Source organism: Haloarcula sp. NS06 (assembly GCF_051122755.1).
In the GTDB taxonomy this organism is placed as follows: domain Archaea; phylum Halobacteriota; class Halobacteria; order Halobacteriales; family Haloarculaceae; genus Haloarcula.
In genome coordinates, this window is sequence record NZ_CP184845.1 from 186,942 (window position 1) to 205,259 (window position 18,318).

Below are 18,318 nucleotides of genomic sequence, written 5' to 3' on the forward strand. Positions count from 1 at the left end.
GCTTTGCATCGTTTGCTGACAACCACAGGCCAAGCGCGCAACTGGCGGCGCAGTGACCAATCCCAAACCATTTTATCACTAACATTCAACTCTATCATTGAAGATGGTGTACAAGCCACTGGAGGCGTCTGACCGGACAGAGCTGCGTGCGTTGCAAACTGACCGATTGCAAGAAATTGTCACACATGCCTACGAGAACGTCCCGTTTTACCGGGAGAAGCTCGACGAGGCGAGCGTCTCGCCCCAAGACATCCAGAGTATCGACGACATCACGAAACTGCCGATGACGACGAAAGAGGATTTCCGCGACGAGTACCCCGACGGCCTGTTCGCCGTAGACGATGAGGAGGTCGCCCGGATCCACGCGTCGTCCGGGACGACCGGGAAGCCGAAAATCGTCTCCTACACGGATGACGACCTCGACAACTGGAGTGAAGTCGTTGCACGTTCGCTGGCTGCGAGCGGGACCGAACCGGGCGACACCGTCCAGAACGCCTACGGATACGGACTGTTCACCGGCGGATTGGGACTCCACGACGGAGCCGAGGAGCTGGGGGCCACAGTTATCCCTATCGGGAGCGGCCAGACCCAGCGACAGGTCGAGCTGATGACCGACCTGGAGAGCGATGTGTTCACATGCACCCCGTCGTATGCGCTGTACCTCGCCGAAACGGCCGAGGAAATGGGACACGACCCCAGCGACCTGCCTATCTCGACGATTATCTTCGGAGCGGAACCGTGTACCGATCCGATGCGGGCAGAAATCGAAGATCGGCTGGGTGTCGACGGCATCGATGTTTACGGGCTCTCGGAGATCATCGGTCCCGGCGTCTCGTGTGAATGTCACGAAGCGCAGGACGGGCTTCACATCTGGGAGGACCACTTCTACCCGGAAGTCATCGACCCACACACGAAAGAACCGGTCGAGGAGGGCGAAGAGGGTGAACTCGTTCTGACAACACTCACCAAGGAAGCGTTGCCGGTCTTCCGGTACCGAACGGGCGACCTCACGACGCTGAATTACGACGAGTGCGCGTGTGGACGGACGATGGTACGGATGGACAACGTCACCGGTCGGACAGACGACCTCCTCATTGTCCGTGGCGTGAACCTCTATCCCAGCGAAATCGAACACGCCGTATTGGATATCGACGGCGTTGCTCCGCATTACCGGATCGACCTCTACAGAGAGGACAACCTCGACATCCTGGAACTCACCATCGAACGGACTGCAGAGCAAGGGCCGGGCGATAAAGCGCTGGAAGACGAAATCATCGAGCGCCTGGAAAACGTGCTCGCGTTCACCCCGGACGAACTCGAACTCGTTGCGCCCGGTAGCATCGAACGAACGCAGGTCGGCAAAGTAAAACGCGTTTACGACCACCGTGACTGACTGTCAGGGCCGGTAGACTCGTCCACGAAACGTCGCGATGCGCTCGCCATCCTGTGCAGTCACCGTTACCTCGTACTCCGCGGTGCTGTCCGCGAGATGTGTTTCTTCAGCGGTCGCAGACAACGTCTCACCGGTGTCGACGGCGTCTAAATACGAGATGTTGGTCTCCAGTGCAACCGCCGCCTCGCCATGGGAATTCGACGCCGCGGCGAACGCCGCATCGGCAAGTGAGTAGATTGCCCCGCCATGGGGTGTCCCATGAAAGTTCAGCAGCTCCTCGGTAATCGTCAGTTCAGTCTGGGCGTACCCCGAGTCAACTTCAACGACGTCGATACCCAGGGTTTCACAGTACGCGTCCGATTCGATACGCTCTCTGACTTCGTCGGCGACACCGGACATACGGGTCGTGGTTCTATCACTAATAATAAATATATACCGGTCACTGCTGCTGTCAACGGAGCGTAAAAATATAAATGGCTGCTATTAGATGAAAAACTATGGCATACAGCTACGAGCCACACCACTTCGAGGACTTCGAAGAGGGACAGGATTTTATCAGTGTTGGCCGGACGGTTACCGAGTCCGATTTCGTCATGCACTCTGCTTTGTCAGGAGACTGGACAGAGCTGCATACGAACAAGGAATACGCGGAAGAACAGGAGTTCGGTGAGCGGATCGCACACGGCCCAATGACGTTCGTGCAGGCGACCGGCTTCGTCTACCGGACCGGGATCGTCGAGCGGACCGCATTCGCGTTCCTCGGGATGAACTACATGGACCTCCCGAATCCGGTCCACATCGGCGACACACTCCAACTGGAGATTGTCGTTGACAACACCAAAGAAGTCGGGCGCGACGACGCCGGGCTAGTCGTCCTCGACACTGAAATGGAAAACCAGGACGGGACCGTCGTCTTCAAGGGCGATATGAAGTTCCTGATCAAGAAACGCGAGTGAGTACACTGACGCGTCCGAAAGCGATGCATCGGTAGCGGGTAGCGTCTCGATTTTGCGGCTTAAAGCTTGAAGACAACGTTCTCGTCGTCCAGACATTAATAATCAATAATAACAACTAAGACGCCGCGCACTCCCTCTGTTATTGCAATGGAGTACACCGGCCCGACAGACCTGTATATCGGCGGAGAATGGCGAGAAGCGACCAACGGCGACAGTATTGAGACGGAGGACCCAGCGACTGAACAGCCCTACGCATCGGTACAGAAGGCCGAGGCGTCCGATATCGATGACGCGGTGCAGGCGGCACAGTCGGCCGTCGAAGACGGTTCCGAGTGGGCGACGATGGACCCCGGAACGCGCCGAGAAAAGATCCATGCGATGGCCGACGCCATCGAGGAGATGAAAGACGAACTGTCCATGGTTGAGTCCCACGACAACGGGAAAACGCCGTTCGAAGCCGGGCTAGAAATCGACATGGTCACCGACACGTTCCGCCATTACGCCGGCTGGACGGACAAGATTCGCGGTGACGAGATTCCTGTCGAGAACGGCCGGCTCAATTACACCACTCGTGAGCCGGTCGGCGTGACCGCACACATCGCGCCGTGGAACTATCCATTCCAGCTTGCCGGCCGCGGGCTGGCTCCAGCGCTAGCAACAGGAAACAGCGTTATCCTCAAACCGTCCGCTATGACGCCGCTGTCGGCGCTGTACTACGCAAAAGCCGCCGAAGAAGCGGGTCTTCCGGATGGCGTCGTCAACGTCGTTCCCGGGAAGGGCTCCGAGGCCGGCGACGCACTCACCGGACACGAGGGCGTCGATCACGTCACTTTCACCGGGAGTACCGGTGTCGGAAAGACGGTCCAGCGCACTGCTGCCGATGCAGTCGCCGACGTAACACTCGAACTCGGCGGGAAAGGTCCGGCAGTCGTGTTCCCCGACGCTGACCTCGATGCCGCTGCCCGTGGCATCCAGTACGGGATTTTCATGAACGCTGGGCAGATGTGCTGGGCGAACTCGCGTATTGTTGTCCACGAAGACGTCTACGACGAGATGGTCTCCCGAATGGTTGAGATCGCCGAAAACATCTCGCTTGGCGGCGGTATCGACGACGATGGCCAGATGGGACCGGTCGTCAGCGCAGGCCAGCAACAGGAGATTCTCGATTATATCCAGACCGGTAAGGAAGAGGGGGCGACTGTTGTGGCCGGCGGTGGCGTTCCTGCGGACAAAGAAACCGGCCACTTCGTCGAGCCGACCGTCTTTGCCGACGTGGACAACGAGATGACGATTGCACAGGAGGAAATCTTCGGTCCCGTTCTCACTGCAATCGAAGTTAGCGACGAGGAAGCGGCCATTGACGTTGCGAACGACTCGCCGTTCGGCCTCACCGCCTGTGTCTGGACAAACGATCTGACTCGCGCTCACACCGTCACGGACAAACTGGACTACGGGATGGTGATGGTCAACGAAACGCCCAACACGTGGCCACAGACCCCCTTCGGTGGCACGAAACAGAGCGGTCACGGTCGCGCACAGGGCGAGCAGGCCATCGAGAGCTACACCGAGGTGAAAAACGTCCACATCAATCTAGGCTGAAGCTCCCGCTGACGCGCCGTGGTCACGCCGCCAGTCAAGTGCCATCAATGGAACCGACGCTCTGTTTCACGGTATGAAATGCGACGCCAGAACTAGCGAGTAATAACAGCTTACTCGAACTTCTTGAACTGCTGCAGGCACTCGTTGCAGTAATGGATCGACTGACACCGTGACGGCCCGCGTGGATGCTTCCGTTCGGTGTCGGTCGAGCCACAGTATGGGCACTCCGCGCCTGTCTGTTCACCGCTGGTCGTAACGCTGGGGTCCGGCTCACTCATCCGTCGAAACTCATCCCGAAGTCACGCAGCGCTTCTTTGCCCTGTTCGGTGACCAGATCAATCGACCAGTCCGGGGCCCAGACCAGTCGGACCGACGCGGTCTCGATTCCGTCGACACTCTCGGCGGCGTCTTCGACCTCCTCAAGGATGATTTCGCGTGCCGGACAGCCGCTGTAGGTGAGGGTCATGTCAACCGTGACTTCGCCGTCGGACACGTCGAGGCCGTATATGAGGCCCAGGTCGACAATGCTGACCGGCATCTCCGGGTCCTCGACCTGATACAGCGCCGCCCACACGTCGCGTTCGATGCCGTCGGCGTCTTCGCCCGTGGCTGGCACGTCGTCCGCCGCATGGTCTTTGGTCTCGTAGTCAGTGTACGAACACGCGGTGGCATCAGCGTCTGCGCGTGGCCGGTCGTAGTCGCTACTCATCGTCGTCCGCCATTATCAGCGTCGCTTTGTCGCGTCCCAGATTCCGGTAGCTGGAGGTCATTTGTTCGTGCAGGTCGTGCCAGTGGTCAGTGTGTTCGTTGTCCCGGCCCGTCGGGGTTGCGGGGGCAGCATCGGTTGGCACGTCGAATCCCAGTTCGGTCAGGAACGATTCGACGCGAGTCTCCCACTCGGCACGCATCTCGTCGAGGGTCATCGTTCGGATGCCCAGCCGGTCGATGTCGGCCTCCACGTCGCCGACGGGCTCGAACAGCGTGAGGGCGTATGGATAGAGTTCATCGATAGCCGCCTGGACGCGTTCGCTGGCTTCCTCGTCCAGTGCCATCCGGTCTAGCCAGCTCTCGGCATGTTCGAGATGATAGCCTTCCTCGCCCTGGATGCGGCTTGTTCTGTTCCGGATGATCTCGTATGATGAGTCCTCAAGCGCGGAGAGGCGGATGTCTTCAGCAACGTCGTAGAGGTACGCTCTGACGATGGCGTCAGCCCAGTCGCCTTCCGCAAACGGTAGCTCAACGAACGTACTGTGCTGGAAGTCGCTGGGATCGCCCTCGTAAATCAGCGATTCCTCGGAATAGCCCAGTTGCTGCACTGCATCGTACCACAGCCGTGCATGGCCCAGCTCGTCCTGTGCGTTGTTCGATATCGAGAGGTCCGATTCCAGTGTCGGTGCGCGCACCTGCCAGAACGTGTAACGTTCGGCCTGAACCAACTCGTCGTCAGCGAGCCGGAGCAGCTGTGCCTCGACTGCGCGCTGTTCTTCCTCAGAAAGGTCAGTTGGACCGCCGAGGTCGGATTCTGTTGTTGCCATTAGATTTCACCTCGCTGTTTCTCCGCTTCGATCTGCTCAGACTCGGAGGCTTCGACCTCCTCAGCAGCCGGGTTGACGTTGTACGTCTGTGCGAACCGATAGGACTTGTTGGTCGTCCCACCGAACGTTACGTCATCCGCTGTGACTTCGCCGATGTACTGGTGCTGGACGACCCAGAGACTGTTCGGATCGTCGTCAGTGAACGCCGCGATCGCCGTCGCTTCTGCGTCGGCAGCGCTGGCAGCGTCGACATCACCGCAGTGCGTGTGATACCCCCCAGGCTTGTCCTGCCGGAAGACGGCCCACGGTTTCTCGGCGCCGTCTCCGCTCTCGTCATGGCGCTCTGCGTCGGGATCGACCTGCGTGATTTTCTCCTGCGGGGCAACCCAGAGTGCATGGGTTGGCTTCCGCCGTCCATGCTGGATGACCGAGAACTGTTTCGCCATCTCCCGGTCGGGTGCGTGGACGTCCCGGCAGTGAACGAAATCTGTGTCCGGACTCTGTTGTCGGAATACTTCCCAGATCATTGTTCTCAGTCCGCTGCCTGTGACTGCGGGCCGCTGTTCGTCGTCGTCTGGTCGTCCATCATGTCCCGGACCCACTGAACCGCTTCCTGAGCCTGCCGGCGGCCAGAAATCTGCTCAATGCTGCCATCGTATTCGTTTTGTGAGACAGTAAAGAACTCGTCCCAGTCAAGATCATCCTCAACGACCTCATAGGTCCCGTCACCGTTGTCCCGGATGCGTGGCTCATCGGGCATCTCCAGCCCGTATTTCTTGGCCTTCGGGATGTACGTGTTGAGGAACGCGTTTCGAAGTTCGTCGTTCGTACACGTCTTCAGCCCGACTTCTGCGGCGAAGTCGTGATGGGTGCTCTGGTCGTCGGTCGGGCCGAAGAACTGCAGGATTCGTGGCCACCACTCCTCGAAGGCCTCCTGAGTCATGCGCTGTTCCTTCCGGGAGCCGTTCATCAGTTCGCGGAGGATCGACTCACCGTGCTTGACGTGCATCCCCTCTTCGAAGCAGATCTTGTCCATCGCGTGGGCGTATGGCTCCCAGCTAGACTTTTTCAGGGTTGCCTGACGACGCATTGCGGCCCCGTCGACGAAGAAGGCGATCATCGGCGTCTCGACGTAGCTCTCCATCGGGTAATGGAAGCAGTTCAGGAACTTTCCGTCCCCGTTCGCCAGATCGTCGAGCATCTCGTCGCGGGTCTTGATCCCGAGCGACTCCGCCGCTCGATAGAGCATCTGTCCGTGTCCGATTTCGTCCTGCACCTTCGCGCTGAAGGCCATCTTTCGCTCGATACTTGGGGCTTTTCTGATGAAGGGCCGTTCGAGGTACGCCCCCATAATCTCGCTGTTGGCGTGGAATTCAAGCATCCGCGTGGCTGCCTTCCGATACTCCTCGGGAAGGTCGTCTTTCGGGCTGAATTCCCGGGGTCCAGCGCGAGCTTTGACTTCGTCAACGTTCATATGTATTTCATAAATCGTGAGGAATGTTCTTACTAATTTGCCCCTATATAGACGGGTTTTATAAAGGCGTTCGCACACATACGAGGTAATGATAGAGGAGTGTCTGATGGTCGAATTTCGCATCGAGGGTGACGACTGCCCACTGGCAGATGCGAGTAGTGCCACTGGCACGCCCATCGAGGCGGCCCCGCCACTCCTCCGGGCTGACCGTAACGTATTGTTGCGGTTCAGCGCACAGGCGAGCGACGACCTCAGGGACTACCTCGACGGGGATGACCGGATCCGCTATCTCTACCAGTCAGTTACCGAGGGTCGGTACAACTACCGGTGTCTGTCGCTCCAGCAGTGTGTCGTCCATAAACTTATCAGCGCAGGCTTCATGGTAGAATCGCTAACGTATCGGGACGGAAACGCGATTTTAACTGGCGCTGTGGTGGGCCACGAGATTCTTCAGACGGTCATGGAGACTGCCGGTGAAACTGTCGGTGTGAAACTACAGCGGGTGTACGCACTGCGTGCGACAGAAGACGCATCTATCGCACAGCAGTGGGACCTGACCCCGGCACAGGAGGAGAGTCTTCGATACGCAGTCGAGATGGGCTACTTTGTCGTCCCACGACAGACGACTGCGAGCGAAGTTGCTTCCGAACTCGGTATCAGTAAGTCTGCATTCCTCGAACGACTCCACCGCGCACAGCATTCGTTGTTCACACAGCTGTTCGGCGGCGTCGGCGACGGCCCTCCAGGCGACGGCGGAGAGTAGCGGCGATGGCCTTTCAAGCGACAGCGGTGAGTAACGGCGACGACCGTTCGAGCGACGACGGAGAGTAAAGTACCCGCGCGTCTGAGTACGACCATGCGCATTGAAGACGGCGTTGTTCGACGGATCGTATTCGATCGTCCCGATGTAAAAAACGCGATGACCGGGGCGGTCGCAGCTGAGTTAGCCGATGCGCTCGACGACCTCGACCCGGCGACACACGACGCCGTCCTCCTCACTGGAGACGGTGATGCGTTCAGTGCCGGCGGGGATATCGAGGCGATGAGCAAGCGTGAGGAGACGACAACCGAAGCCTACGAGCGAGTCCGGACAACACTGGGCCGGGTCGCCAGCAATATCCTCTCGGCACCCGTGCCTGTCGTCGCGAAGGTTAACGGTGATGCAGTCGGTGCCGGGCTGTCGCTGGTGGCTGTTGCCGATTTCGCGTACGCCGCCAGATCCGCGCGGTTCGGTGCGTCGTTCATCAGCGTCGGGCTCGTGCCTGACATGGGCGCAACTGCCATCCTCCCCCGGCTGATCGGTCTCAGGAAAACGAAAGAGCTTGCGTTCACCGGGAAGCTGATCGATGCCGAGAGCGCCGCTGAAATGGATCTGATCAACGAGGCTGTCGACCCGGCCGAACTCGATGCACGGACAACTGACCTGCTCGAAACGCTTCGGGCACAGCCGACGGAGAACCTCGGGCTGGCGAAGGAAGCGATCCACGACAACATTGGCCAGCCCCTAGAAACCGGGCTGCGTCGAGAAGCACGCATCCAGTCACTGGCCTACGATACGCCAGCACATTCGCGTGGTGTCGAGGCGTTTCTTGATGGACGGACCCCGGATTTCGACTAGCGGTCGAAAAACTCCTGCGCGTTTTCGAACAGAATCTTCCGCTGGACATCCGTATCAAAATCAGTGTCGCGAGCGAACGATTCGAGCCACGTTTCGGGGTCAATCATCGGATAATCGGTGCCGAACATCACCTTGTCTTTGAGGACCGTGCCGGCATAATGGAGTACCTGATCGTCGATATACTTCGGCACCCAGCCGGAGAGGTCCATGTACACGTTGCCCTTCTGCTGACAGATCGCCAACTGCTCTTTCTCCCAGGGGAAGGCGGGATGGGCGATAAGGATGTCAAGGTCCGGATGTGCAGCAGCCACGTCGTCGATAAGCATCGGGTTGCCGTACTTGACTTTCAGGCCGCGGCCGCCGGCGCTACAGGCCCCCAGTGTCGAGTTCCCACCGTGGAAGACAACAGGGACGCCGAGGTCTTCGATGGTACTCCACAGATGGTCGTGGCGTTCGTCCGAGGGGTCAAAGCCCTGTGCAATCTGCTGGAACTTGAACCCCGAAAGGTCCAGATCCTCGACGCACCGGATCGCCTCCTGCACGCAGTCGTCTTTCAGTGGGTCGACGCTCCCGAACCCGACGAAGAAGTCGGAATACTCGTCCCGAACCTCGGCGACGTAGTCGTTCGGGACGGGTGGGTTCCCGGTGTTCGTCTCCGCGTCCCAGCCAAGCAGGACAGCGCCACCGACACCCGCCTCGTGGTACTCCGCGAGCATTTCCTCGTAGTCCCACGTCTCCAAGTCAGTGCCGAACCGGTCGGCGGCGTCTTGCATCATTTCGCCGCCGGCGTCGTGGAGGAACTCACTGGTCGGTTGGTGCGCGTGCGTGTCGAACAGTTGCCTGTCGTCGACACCAGGGAGGTCGGTTGTCACAGAGAGAGATTTTACCCAGTGTCATAAAAATCCATGCTGTTTGTGCCGTGCAGCAGACCCGCTAGAGTGGATGGAATCGTGACACAAATAGCTGATTCGAGAAGAGTCAGTGCTGACTGCGACAGGCGAACGGGTCGGCAGATGCACGGTCACTTGGGGAGTAGCCGGGCATCGATCCCCTACCATCTTACTGCTGGGGGGTGAAGGCACGGCTATGGTTCGTCGCAGTGTTCTGTTTGCACCGGGTGACAATGCGGAGTTGATCCGGAAAGCGGCCGATGGCGACGCTGATGTCGTCGTCTTCGACCTCGAGGATGCGGTTGCACCGGCCGATAAAGAGCGGGCGCGTGAATCAGTTCAGTCGGTACTCTCGACTGTCAGTTCGGACAGCCACATCTGCGTTCGTATCAACCCAGTAGGAGTAAGTGCCACAGCCGACCTCGCTGCGATACTGACAGACACCAGTCCCGACAGTGTGATGCTCCCGAAGGCCAGTTCCGCTGACGACATCTCAGCATTAGGACGGCTCCTCGATGAATACAGCGCGGATCTCCCGGTGCTTGCGCTGGTCGAATCAGCCGCTGGCGTCCTCCACGCGGCTGAGATTGCAGCCGCTGATTCCACCGATGCGCTCCTGTTCGGAGCCGAAGACCTCGCGGCCGACATCGGTGCCAGTCGGACCAGCGATGGGCGGGAGGTACTCTACGCACGCCAGCGGGTCGTCGTTGCGGCCAGTGCCGCGGGAATCGACGCAATCGACACGATCTACCCGGACTACGGCGATCTGGATGGCCTCCGTGACGCAACTGAGTTCGCTGCCCAGCTCGGGTACGACGGGAAGATGGCGATCCACCCGGATCAGGTCGCGGTCATCAACGACGCGTTCACCCCCAGTGACGAGGATATCGCATGGGCCGAACGCGTCGTCACGGCCGCTGACGAGACAGATGCCGGCGTTTTCGAGGTCGACGGAGAGATGATCGACGCACCGCTCATCGCACAGGCGGAGCGTGTCCTCGAACGTGCTCGCGAGGCCGGTCAGCGGTAGCCAACGGCAACACCTATCGGGGACCTGCCAGTGCTGTCGTGTATGAAAGACGTCGTCCGGCAGAACTTCGATGCCAGCGTCGACGCCTACGCGACCTACGAGCGGCGGACCAATCGGTTCACCTCGCTCGCTCGTCTGCTCGCTGCTGAGATGAACGCTCGTACTGACAGCGGACTCGGGACAGTACTCGATGCGGGCGCAGGAACTGGCGTGAGCACGCGCGTTTTCGCCGAGACGGCAGCGGATACTATTGCACTCGACATCAGCCGTGAGATGCTGCAGGAAATCGAGTCCACGGCCCGACTGCAAGCCGATTTCGACCACCTGCCGCTCAGCGACCGGTCGGTCGACGGCGTCGCGTTTACTGCCTCCCTCTTTCTGGTCCCTGACCCAGCGACTGCAGTACGGGAAGCCGCCAGAGTGCTCCGGTCTGGCGGGGTGGTCGGGGCCGTCGCACCACTGGGCTGGTTCCGTCCTGACGGCACGGACGTGTTCGAACAGTTCGAGCGCGAGTCACGCTCCCCGGCCGAGACATCGGCTCTCCAAGACGCCCTCGCGGGTGAGTTCTCGACGACGACAGGAACGTGGCAGTTTTCGACGAGTGCCGAAAATATCAGGTTGTTCCACGCGATTCCCGCGATGGCCGCACGACTCTATCCGAAACTCGACACCGAAGAACGGGTTATGCGAGCCCGTGAACTCCTCAGCTCTCTCGATGGCACGTTCGAGCAACGATGGCGATGGGTCATCGGTGTCCCAGAATAGGTGACTGGGACCTCCGCTTCGTCCGTCAAACGGTCCCGGCGTCACTCGGCAGTATCGCGTCGCAGTGACAGCACGGTGCGGTCGAACTCACAGACGAGGGTGTCGTCCGCATCTGTGAGTTTGAACACCTCGACGTGCATCGTAACGATGCCACGGTCACCGTCGCTGGTCTCGCGTTTGTCGGTCACAGTCGACTGCACGCGGATGGTATCGCCGTGAAACACTGGGTTCGGATGCTCGACGTTGTCGTAGGAGAGGTTCGCGACAATAGTGCCGTCGGTCGTTTCCGGAATGGTCAGACCGACCGCTAAACTCATCGTGTAGAGCCCGTTGACCAGTCGCTCGCCGAACTCCGTCTCGGCCGCGAACTCGGCGTCCAGATGCAACGGTTGCTGGTTCATCGTCATATCGCAGAACTGCTGATTGTCGCGCTCGCTGATCGTGCGGCGCTTCTCGTGTTCGATGGTCTCACCGACCTCGAACTCTTCGTAGTATAGTCCTGACATAGCTCAGAGGATGGTTCCGTGTTTCTTGTCCGGGAGGTCTTTCTCGACGGTTTCGTAGAACGCGAACCGGTTCACCAGTTCCGTTCTGAGGTCGCTTGGCGGGACAATGTCGTCAACGACAACTTCGCTGGCCATTCGATGAATGTCGATATCCTCACGGTAGGCTTCGCGGAGTTCCTGCTCTTTTTGCTGTCGTTCGTCCTCGTCATCGATCTCGGAGAGCTTCCGGGCGTAGACGGCGTTGATAGCCGCTTCGGGACCCATGATTGCGATTTCCCCGCTCGGAAGGCCGATCGTCGACTCGGGGTCGTACGCGGGACCGGACATCGCGTAAATACCCGCACCGTAGGCTTTCCTGACAACGACGGACTGCTTGGGTACTGTCGCCGAAGACGTGGCGTAGATCATCTTCTTGCCCTGTTCGAGGATGCCCTCCTTCTCGACGCCTGACCCGGCCATGAACCCTGGCGTGTCACAGAGGTACAACAGCGGGATGTTGTAGGCGTCACAGGTCCAGATGAACTGGGCGGCTTTCTCCGCCGCATCCGGGAAGATGGCCCCCGCTCGCTGGGCTGGCTGATTGGCGATGACTCCAACCGGACGGCCGTCTATCCGGGCAAACGACGTGATGATCTCCCTGCCGTACTCGGGCCGGAGTTCGAGCGTCGATCCGGCATCGACGACCCGCTCGATCACGTCGAACATATCGTAGCCCTTGTTGGGTTTCTCCGGGACGACGGAATCGATACCCTCCGGCGAACGCTTCGGGGCCGTCCCGCTGGTCTGTGGTGGGTCCTCGTCAGCGTTGTCGGGCAGATAGCCAATGAGTTTCGCGACGAGTTCGCGGGCGTGTTCCTCGTCGTCGGCGATGAGGTCCGCACTCCCGGAGTGCTGTGCGTGTACGTCAGGGCCGCCGAGCTCTTCGAGGCTGATCTCTTCGCCCGTAACCATTTCGACCATCCGGGGGCTGGCGATCGCCATGGCACTCATATCCCGGACCATAACGGTGAAATCCGCGAAAACTGGCGTGTAGGCCGCGCCGGCGATACAGGGACCGTACAGCACACAGATCTGTGGGACTCGCCCAGAGAGCATCGAGTGGTTGTAGTAGAACTTCCCGATCCCTTCGCGGTTGGCGAAAAAGCCCGTCTGCTGGTCGATACGGCCGCCCGAGGAGTCCATCAGATACAGCACCGGTCGCCCGGTTTTCAGTGCCCGCTGTTGCATCCGGAGGAACTTCTCGACACCCTTTGCGGCCATGCTGCCGCGTTTGACCGTGTAATCGTTGGCCATGAAATGCAGGTCACGGCCCTCGAACTCCGCGGCCCCCGTGATGAGCCCGTCAGCTGGGAGCTGGTCGTCGGCGTCGAACTCCGCAAATTTCCCGTCCTCGAACAGGAAATCGTCACCGAACCACAGGTCGATACGGTCCCGGACAAACAGCTTGCCCTCCTCAGGCAACTGGTCTTTGTACTTTTCCGGCCCGCCTTCGAGGATATCTTCAATCTCCTCGCGCAGGGTCTCTTCGCGTTCAGTCGGACCAAGGTCGTCTTCGACTTGTTCTGTGGCTTCGTCCCGTCGAGCGCTGTCGTACGTGGCACTGCTGACTGCTTCGCCGCTGTCGACGACGATGGTAATGTCATCCTCGAAGTGTGTCGCCAGCGCCTCGGCAATGGCCTGTGCTTCCGATTCGGTCGCGTCGTCTGAAATTCTGACTTGCATACTTACTCCTCCAGTACAACCAGGGTGTCACCCATGTCTACGGAGTCGCCCTCCGCAATCGGGACGGACGCGACAGTGCCGCCCGTGGATGCCACCACGTCGTTTTCCATTTTCATCGCCTCCAGCACGCAGACGACATCGCCCGCAGCGATATTGTCACCGGGCGCGACTTCGGTCGAGAGAATGGTTCCCTGCATCTCAGCCGTAATTGCACCCGACGTGGTCACGTCCACCGTGCCGCCACCGGATGAGTTGCCGCCCGAAGCGTTACTGCCGGAGCCGCCACTGGCGTTGCCATCACGGGATACGCGGGGTAGGCCGTCCGTAACGACCACATCGAAGCGCTTCCCATCGACTTCGACAGCGATTTCATCCGTCGACGCCGCCGAGGCGTCGCCGCCGACCTCGTCGGTCCCCCATCGTGCAACAGCCTCGTCAAGGGCCTCGTCGGCGAGTTTCTGATCGAGGTATTTTGTCGTGTGCGTTCCGGCGCGGAAGGTGTCGTCATCAAGCATCAACAGATGGAACGGGATGGTCGTATGGACCCCCTCGACAGTGAAATGGTCGAGCGCACGCCCCGACCGGTCCAGACAGTGCTCCCGGTCCTCACCGGCGACGATGAGCTTCGCGATCATCGAATCGTAGTCGCCCCCGATATCGTCGCCCTGGGAGACCGCGTGGTCGAGCCGGACACCGATACTGCTTGGCGGCGCGTACGTCGTCAGCGGTCCCGGCGTCGGCGCGAAGTCCTCCGCCGGGTTCTCCGCGTTGATTCGGTACTCGACGGCGTGCCCGTCTATCGACACGTCGTCCTGTGTGAAGGCCAGTTGCTCGCCCGCAGCGACCCGGAGCTGCCAGCGAACGATATCGATCCCGGTCACAGCTTCGGTGACGGTGTGTTCGACCTGGATTCGGGTGTTCACCTCCATGAAATAGAACTCCCCGTCTTCGACGAGGAACTCTACGGTGCCGGCGTTCGTGTACCCGGCTTCACTGACACCGCGTCTGGCGGCCTCCCCGATCTCCGTACGTAGTTCGGCATCGAGCGCCGGACTCGGGGCTTCCTCGATGACCTTCTGGTGGCGACGTTGCAGCGAGCAGTCGCGCTCGCCGAGGTGACGGACATTGCCGTGTTCGTCCGCAAGCACCTGCACTTCGACGTGTTTTGGGGCTTCGAGGTACTTTTCGACGTACACCGAGTCGTTGCCGAAATACGCTTCCCCCTCGCGTTTTGCGCTTTTGAGCGCTTCCGCGACTTCGGCCTCGCTCCGGACGATCTTCATGCCGCGACCGCCACCGCCGCCCTCGGCCTTTATCGCGATGGGGTAGCCGTACTCTGCGCCCAATTCCCGTACTTCATCCGGCTCGTCGACCAGATCCGTCGTGCCAGGGACGACCGGGACGCCAGCCTCCTGCATCACTGTCCGGGCTTTCGTCTTTTCACCCAGCGTCTCCATCGCGTCGCTTGGCGGGCCGACCCACGTGATTCCGTCGGTATCCTCAACGCGGGTAGCGAACTCGGCGTTTTCCGCGAGGAAGCCGTACCCCGGATGAATTGCGTCGGCCCCGGCTCGCTCAGCGACATCGAGGATAGCGGTCTGGTCGAGATACGACTCGCTTGCAGGTGCCGGGCCGACGTGGTATGCGTCATCGGCGTACTCGACGTGGCCGGCGTTGCGGTCGGCGTCACTGTAGACGGCGACCGTTTCGATACCCAACTCTTCACACGCAGCCATCACACGAACCGCGATTTCGCCGCGGTTTGCGACAAGGACTTTCTCGAACATTAGTAGGATCTGGGGAAGCCGAGGTGCTGCCCGATATGGTTGTACGCCATCTGCTGGGAAACCGGGGCCAGCCGTGTCAGGTTGATTTCACGCCACCAGCGCTCAACGTCGTACTCCTTCGCGTAGCCCCAGCCGCCGAACGCCTGCATCGATTGTTTGACTGCTTCGATACCAGCACTGACGGCCGTCGCCTTCGCGACGTTTGTCTCGTATCCACACTCCTCGCCCTGATCATAGAGCCAGGACGCCTTCTCACGCATGAGTGCCGCTGTTTCCATGCGGGCGTACGCCTTAGTGATCGGGAACGAGACCGCCTGATGGCTCCCGACGGGCGCGCCAAACACCTCCCGGTCGCTAGCGTACTCGATAGCAGTGTCGGCGGCCAGTTTGCCGATACCGGTTCCGGCGGCCGCAAAGCCGATGCGTTCCGGGTTCAGCATATCGACCAGAGTCCACCAGCCATCGTCTTCCTCGCCCAAGAGGTTCTCCTCGGGGACCCGAACGTCCTCGATGAAGACTTCACAGGACTTCGAGTAGTTGATACCGTGTTTGGGAATCGGGGACACGTCGATGTTGGGGTCGTCCATATCGACGATGAACAGGCTTATGCCGTCAGTCCCGCGCTCAACCTCGTCACGTGGGGTCGTGCGCGTGACGAGAATCATGTTGTCAGCCCGGTCCGCGAAGGTAATCCAGGCCTTGTTCCCGTTCAGCACGTACTCGTCACCGTCTTTCTCGGCACGGGTCGCGACATTCAGCGTGTTCGTCCCGGCTTCAGGCTCTGTGATGCCGATAGAGAAGTTTCGCTTGCCGTTGGCGATGTCCGGCAGGTAGGTCTGTTTCTGCGCTTCTGTTCCGCTCTCCTTGATACCGGCAGCGGCCATACCAGCGGTGAGCACCAGATACCAGGTGCCCGCCATGCCACAGCCCTCGGCACAGAGCGTCTCCATGACTAGCCCCATCTCCTGGATTCCCATCCCGGCCCCTTCGTACTCCGGCGGGACCAGCAGGCCGTGGAAGCCGGCCGCGGCCAGTTCGTCCCAGAATTCTTCTCCGAACTCGCCTGCCTCCTCTTTCTCGCGCCAGTACTCCGGTCCGTACTCGGCCGCCACGTCCGCTGCGGTCGACCGAATCATCGAACGCTCCTCTGTATCTTCGAAATTCATTGGTGTTGTGTATGTGTTTGTACTCGTAGTGCTTGATAACTTATGTCAGGGTTCGACTTCAGCTTCTGCTTCGGCGTCGTCGTGCAGTTCGGTTCGGCGGATCTTCCCGGTCACGGTTTTTGGCAGTTCCTCGCGGAACTCGATTTCGCGTGGGTACTCGTGTGCTGAGAGCTCTTCTTTCACGTAGCTCTGGATGTCTTCTTTGAGGGGCTCGGATGGCTCCGCGTCCTCGCTCGGCACAACGTAGGCCTTGACGATGTTGCCCCGCGCTTCGTGTGGCTTGGGAACGACGGCCGCCTCAGCGACCGCTTCATGCTCGCCCAGCGAGCTCTCGACCTCGAACGGCCCGATGCGATAGCCGGAGGAAAGGATCACGTCGTCTGCCCGTCCCTCGAACCAGAAATAGCCGTTCTCGTCTTTGTGAGCCAGATCGCCCGAGAGATACCATTTCCCGTCTGGACCGTCGATAAATGCCCGCTGGGTCTTCTCGGGCTTGTTCCAGAACTCGGCGAAGAAACACGGGTAATCCCCCCGCTGTGCGATCTCGCCCGTTTCGCCGGGTTCCAAGACCTCACCGCTCTGTGGGTCGACGATATCGGCCTCGATTCCGGGGAGTGGTTTCCCCATCGATCCGGGCCTGAGTTCCATCGTGGGATAGTTGTTGATAATCATGTTCCCGGTCTCGGTCTGCCCATATGTGTCGAGAATCGTGACGCCGAGTTCGTCTTCCCCACTCGACGACGCCGGCGCTGAGTGGTTCGCCGATAGAGAGCGCATGACGCAGATCGAGGTCGACATCGGCAAGCACTTCTTCGTTTTCTCGGAGCATCCGGTACGCCGTCGGGACCGAGAACAGGACGCTGATCGGGTATTCGTCGAGCAGGTCGGCCCACTCGTCGGTGTCGAACTCGCCCTCGTACGTGAACAGCGACGCACCCCAGAACCAGGCACCGAGTGTGTTGATTGCACCCGTCAGCCAGCCGAGGTCGCCGGTCGACCAGTACAGGTCGCCGTCCTGAAGATCCACGGCGTACTTCTGTGTTGCCGCGACACCGGCGATCCAGCGCTGTTTGTGGAGGACGCCTTTGGCCAGCCCGGTCGTCCCTGAGGTGTAGTACAGCAGTGCGTCGTCTTCCCCGCTGGTCTCGGCAACCTCGTAGGCAGTGCTCGCGCCGTCGAGCGCGGTATTGAAAACCACGTCATCGGCAGGTGCGCCGCCGCCGCGGTCAACGGTAATCACATGTTCGACCGTGGGCGCATCGTCCAGTGCGTCTTCGACCGTGTCTCGATTATCAGTCGTGGTGACGACGACCTTCGCGTCACAGTCGTCCAGACGGTACGAGATGCCATCGGGCCCAAAGCGCTCGTTGACACTTCCCCAGACAGCACCGTGTTTGAGCGTTCCGACCAGCGCCACGTAGTGCTCGGGGATCCGGGGCATATACGAGAAGACCCGGTCACCCTGCGCAACCCCAAGGTCGTCGAGGACGTTGGCGAACTGGCTTGAGCGGTCAGCAAGCTCCCAGAACGTCATTTTCGACAGTTCTCCGTCAGTCCCGACCTGATAGAGTGCGACCTGTCCCCGGTCGCTCGCGTGTCGGTCAGCGACTTCGTGCCCGATGTTCAGGTCATTCGGTGCATCCCAGTCCGCTTCCGCGTAAATGTCGTCCCAAGAGAATTCTTGCCGTGCTGTGTCGTAGTCCGGGAGGTTGTGGCTGGTCACCATACACCGCTCGGAATACCGGTTTCCCGTATAACTGTACCGGTTGGTTTTTCGGAATAATATATTGCATTAATCATTGTTCGGATTCCTTTGTGGGTACTATTTGGGTTTTGTGTGGCGAAAACAGATCTGATTACAACATGCTCGAAATTAT

At 60.0% G+C, this 18,318-nt stretch carries 17 protein-coding genes and 3 pseudogenes; 7 read left to right on the plus strand and 13 right to left on the minus strand.

Features of this window, described 5'->3' with window-relative positions; all coding sequences use genetic code 11:
* The first annotated feature begins 103 nt into the window (after positions 1–103).
* Positions 104–1,393: a phenylacetate--CoA ligase PaaK gene (gene paaK, locus ACODNH_RS20705; protein ID WP_434531728.1), complete on the plus strand. Its 1,290-nt coding sequence runs from the start codon at positions 104–106 to the stop codon at positions 1,391–1,393.
* A gap of 3 nt (positions 1,394–1,396) precedes the next feature.
* Here paaK and paaI read toward each other — a convergent pair whose 3' ends face one another.
* On the minus strand, positions 1,397–1,792 hold the full coding sequence (paaI, locus tag ACODNH_RS20710; RefSeq protein WP_434531729.1) for a hydroxyphenylacetyl-CoA thioesterase PaaI: 396 nt from the start codon (positions 1,790–1,792) through the stop codon (positions 1,397–1,399).
* 98 nt (positions 1,793–1,890) lie between these two features.
* On the opposite strand from paaI, the gene ACODNH_RS20715 reads away from it, so the two are divergent.
* Together ACODNH_RS20715 and ACODNH_RS20720 are read left to right on the plus strand one after the other, a co-directional pair.
* The gene (locus tag ACODNH_RS20715) at positions 1,891–2,349 is read left to right on the plus strand and encodes a MaoC/PaaZ C-terminal domain-containing protein (protein ID WP_434531730.1); all 459 of its coding nucleotides are present in this window, start codon (positions 1,891–1,893) and stop codon (positions 2,347–2,349) included.
* 147 nt (positions 2,350–2,496) lie between these two features.
* Positions 2,497–3,948: an aldehyde dehydrogenase family protein gene (locus ACODNH_RS20720; protein WP_434531731.1), complete on the plus strand. Its 1,452-nt coding sequence runs from the start codon at positions 2,497–2,499 to the stop codon at positions 3,946–3,948.
* Positions 3,949–4,058: 110 nt separating this feature from the next.
* Here ACODNH_RS20720 and paaE read toward each other — a convergent pair whose 3' ends face one another.
* The 6 genes and pseudogenes from paaE to paaA form a co-directional block, all read right to left on the minus strand.
* Positions 4,059–4,226 (minus strand): 1,2-phenylacetyl-CoA epoxidase subunit PaaE, encoded by a 168-nt coding sequence (gene paaE / locus ACODNH_RS20725; protein WP_004594293.1) that lies wholly within the window; start codon positions 4,224–4,226, stop codon positions 4,059–4,061.
* Positions 4,223–4,657: a 1,2-phenylacetyl-CoA epoxidase subunit PaaD gene (paaD, locus tag ACODNH_RS20730; protein WP_434531454.1), complete on the minus strand. Its 435-nt coding sequence runs from the start codon at positions 4,655–4,657 to the stop codon at positions 4,223–4,225. Before paaD ends, paaE begins: the two co-directional genes overlap by 4 nt.
* Positions 4,650–5,483 (minus strand): 1,2-phenylacetyl-CoA epoxidase subunit PaaC, encoded by an 834-nt coding sequence (gene paaC, locus ACODNH_RS20735; protein WP_434531455.1) that lies wholly within the window; start codon positions 5,481–5,483, stop codon positions 4,650–4,652. The genes paaD and paaC overlap by 8 nt, the downstream gene beginning before the upstream one ends.
* Positions 5,483–5,782 (minus strand): annotated as a pseudogene (locus ACODNH_RS20740) (PacF protein); the annotation flags it as partial. The gene paaC and the pseudogene ACODNH_RS20740, both read right to left, overlap by 1 nt.
* A 48-nt stretch (positions 5,783–5,830) precedes the next feature.
* A pseudogene (locus ACODNH_RS20745) lies at positions 5,831–6,010 on the minus strand (PacF protein); the annotation flags it as partial.
* Between the two features lie 5 nt (positions 6,011–6,015).
* A complete protein-coding gene (gene paaA / locus ACODNH_RS20750; protein WP_306711656.1) occupies positions 6,016–6,957 on the minus strand; it encodes a 1,2-phenylacetyl-CoA epoxidase subunit PaaA in 942 nt (313 codons plus the stop codon).
* A 106-nt stretch (positions 6,958–7,063) separates the two neighbouring features.
* Here paaA and ACODNH_RS20755 point away from each other — a divergent pair, with 106 nt between their 5' ends.
* Positions 7,064–7,720, plus strand: a complete 657-nt coding sequence (locus tag ACODNH_RS20755; RefSeq protein WP_434531748.1) for a helix-turn-helix domain-containing protein — start codon at positions 7,064–7,066, stop codon at positions 7,718–7,720.
* Between the two features lie 93 nt (positions 7,721–7,813).
* Complete coding sequence (locus ACODNH_RS20760) at positions 7,814–8,575, plus strand: enoyl-CoA hydratase/isomerase family protein (RefSeq protein ID WP_434531456.1); 762 nt, start codon at positions 7,814–7,816, stop codon at positions 8,573–8,575.
* Here ACODNH_RS20760 and ACODNH_RS20765 read toward each other — a convergent pair.
* Positions 8,572–9,447: an amidohydrolase family protein gene (locus ACODNH_RS20765; protein WP_434531457.1), complete on the minus strand. Its 876-nt coding sequence runs from the start codon at positions 9,445–9,447 to the stop codon at positions 8,572–8,574. The two genes, ACODNH_RS20760 and ACODNH_RS20765, sit on opposite strands and share 4 nt — an antisense overlap.
* A 214-nt stretch (positions 9,448–9,661) precedes the next feature.
* Here ACODNH_RS20765 and ACODNH_RS20770 point away from each other — a divergent pair, with 214 nt between their 5' ends.
* Together ACODNH_RS20770 and ACODNH_RS20775 are read left to right on the plus strand one after the other, a co-directional pair.
* Positions 9,662–10,495 carry an HpcH/HpaI aldolase/citrate lyase family protein gene (locus ACODNH_RS20770; protein WP_434531458.1) on the plus strand — a complete coding sequence of 278 codons (834 nt, stop codon included), beginning with the start codon at positions 9,662–9,664 and terminating at the stop codon, positions 10,493–10,495.
* A 42-nt stretch (positions 10,496–10,537) separates the two neighbouring features.
* A complete protein-coding gene (locus ACODNH_RS20775) occupies positions 10,538–11,260 on the plus strand; it encodes a class I SAM-dependent methyltransferase (RefSeq protein ID WP_434531459.1) in 723 nt (240 codons plus the stop codon).
* A 41-nt stretch (positions 11,261–11,301) separates the two neighbouring features.
* Here ACODNH_RS20775 and ACODNH_RS20780 read toward each other — a convergent pair whose 3' ends face one another.
* The 5 genes and pseudogenes from ACODNH_RS20780 to ACODNH_RS20800 form a co-directional block, all read right to left on the minus strand.
* Positions 11,302–11,766, minus strand: coding sequence for a MaoC family dehydratase (locus tag ACODNH_RS20780; protein WP_434531460.1), 465 nt, complete (start codon positions 11,764–11,766; stop codon positions 11,302–11,304).
* Positions 11,767–11,769: 3 nt separating this feature from the next.
* Positions 11,770–13,488 (minus strand): acyl-CoA carboxylase subunit beta, encoded by a 1,719-nt coding sequence (locus tag ACODNH_RS20785; RefSeq protein ID WP_434531461.1) that lies wholly within the window; start codon positions 13,486–13,488, stop codon positions 11,770–11,772.
* Positions 13,489–13,490: 2 nt separating this feature from the next.
* Positions 13,491–15,275 carry an acetyl/propionyl/methylcrotonyl-CoA carboxylase subunit alpha gene (locus ACODNH_RS20790; RefSeq protein WP_434531462.1) on the minus strand — a complete coding sequence of 595 codons (1,785 nt, stop codon included), beginning with the start codon at positions 15,273–15,275 and terminating at the stop codon, positions 13,491–13,493.
* Entirely contained in the window at positions 15,275–16,441 is a 1,167-nt protein-coding gene (locus ACODNH_RS20795; protein ID WP_434531463.1) for an acyl-CoA dehydrogenase family protein, read from the minus strand. Before ACODNH_RS20795 ends, ACODNH_RS20790 begins: the two co-directional genes overlap by 1 nt.
* Before the next feature lie 45 nt (positions 16,442–16,486).
* Positions 16,487–18,167 (minus strand): annotated as a pseudogene (locus ACODNH_RS20800) (acyl-CoA synthetase).
* Positions 18,168–18,318 lie beyond the last annotated feature (151 nt).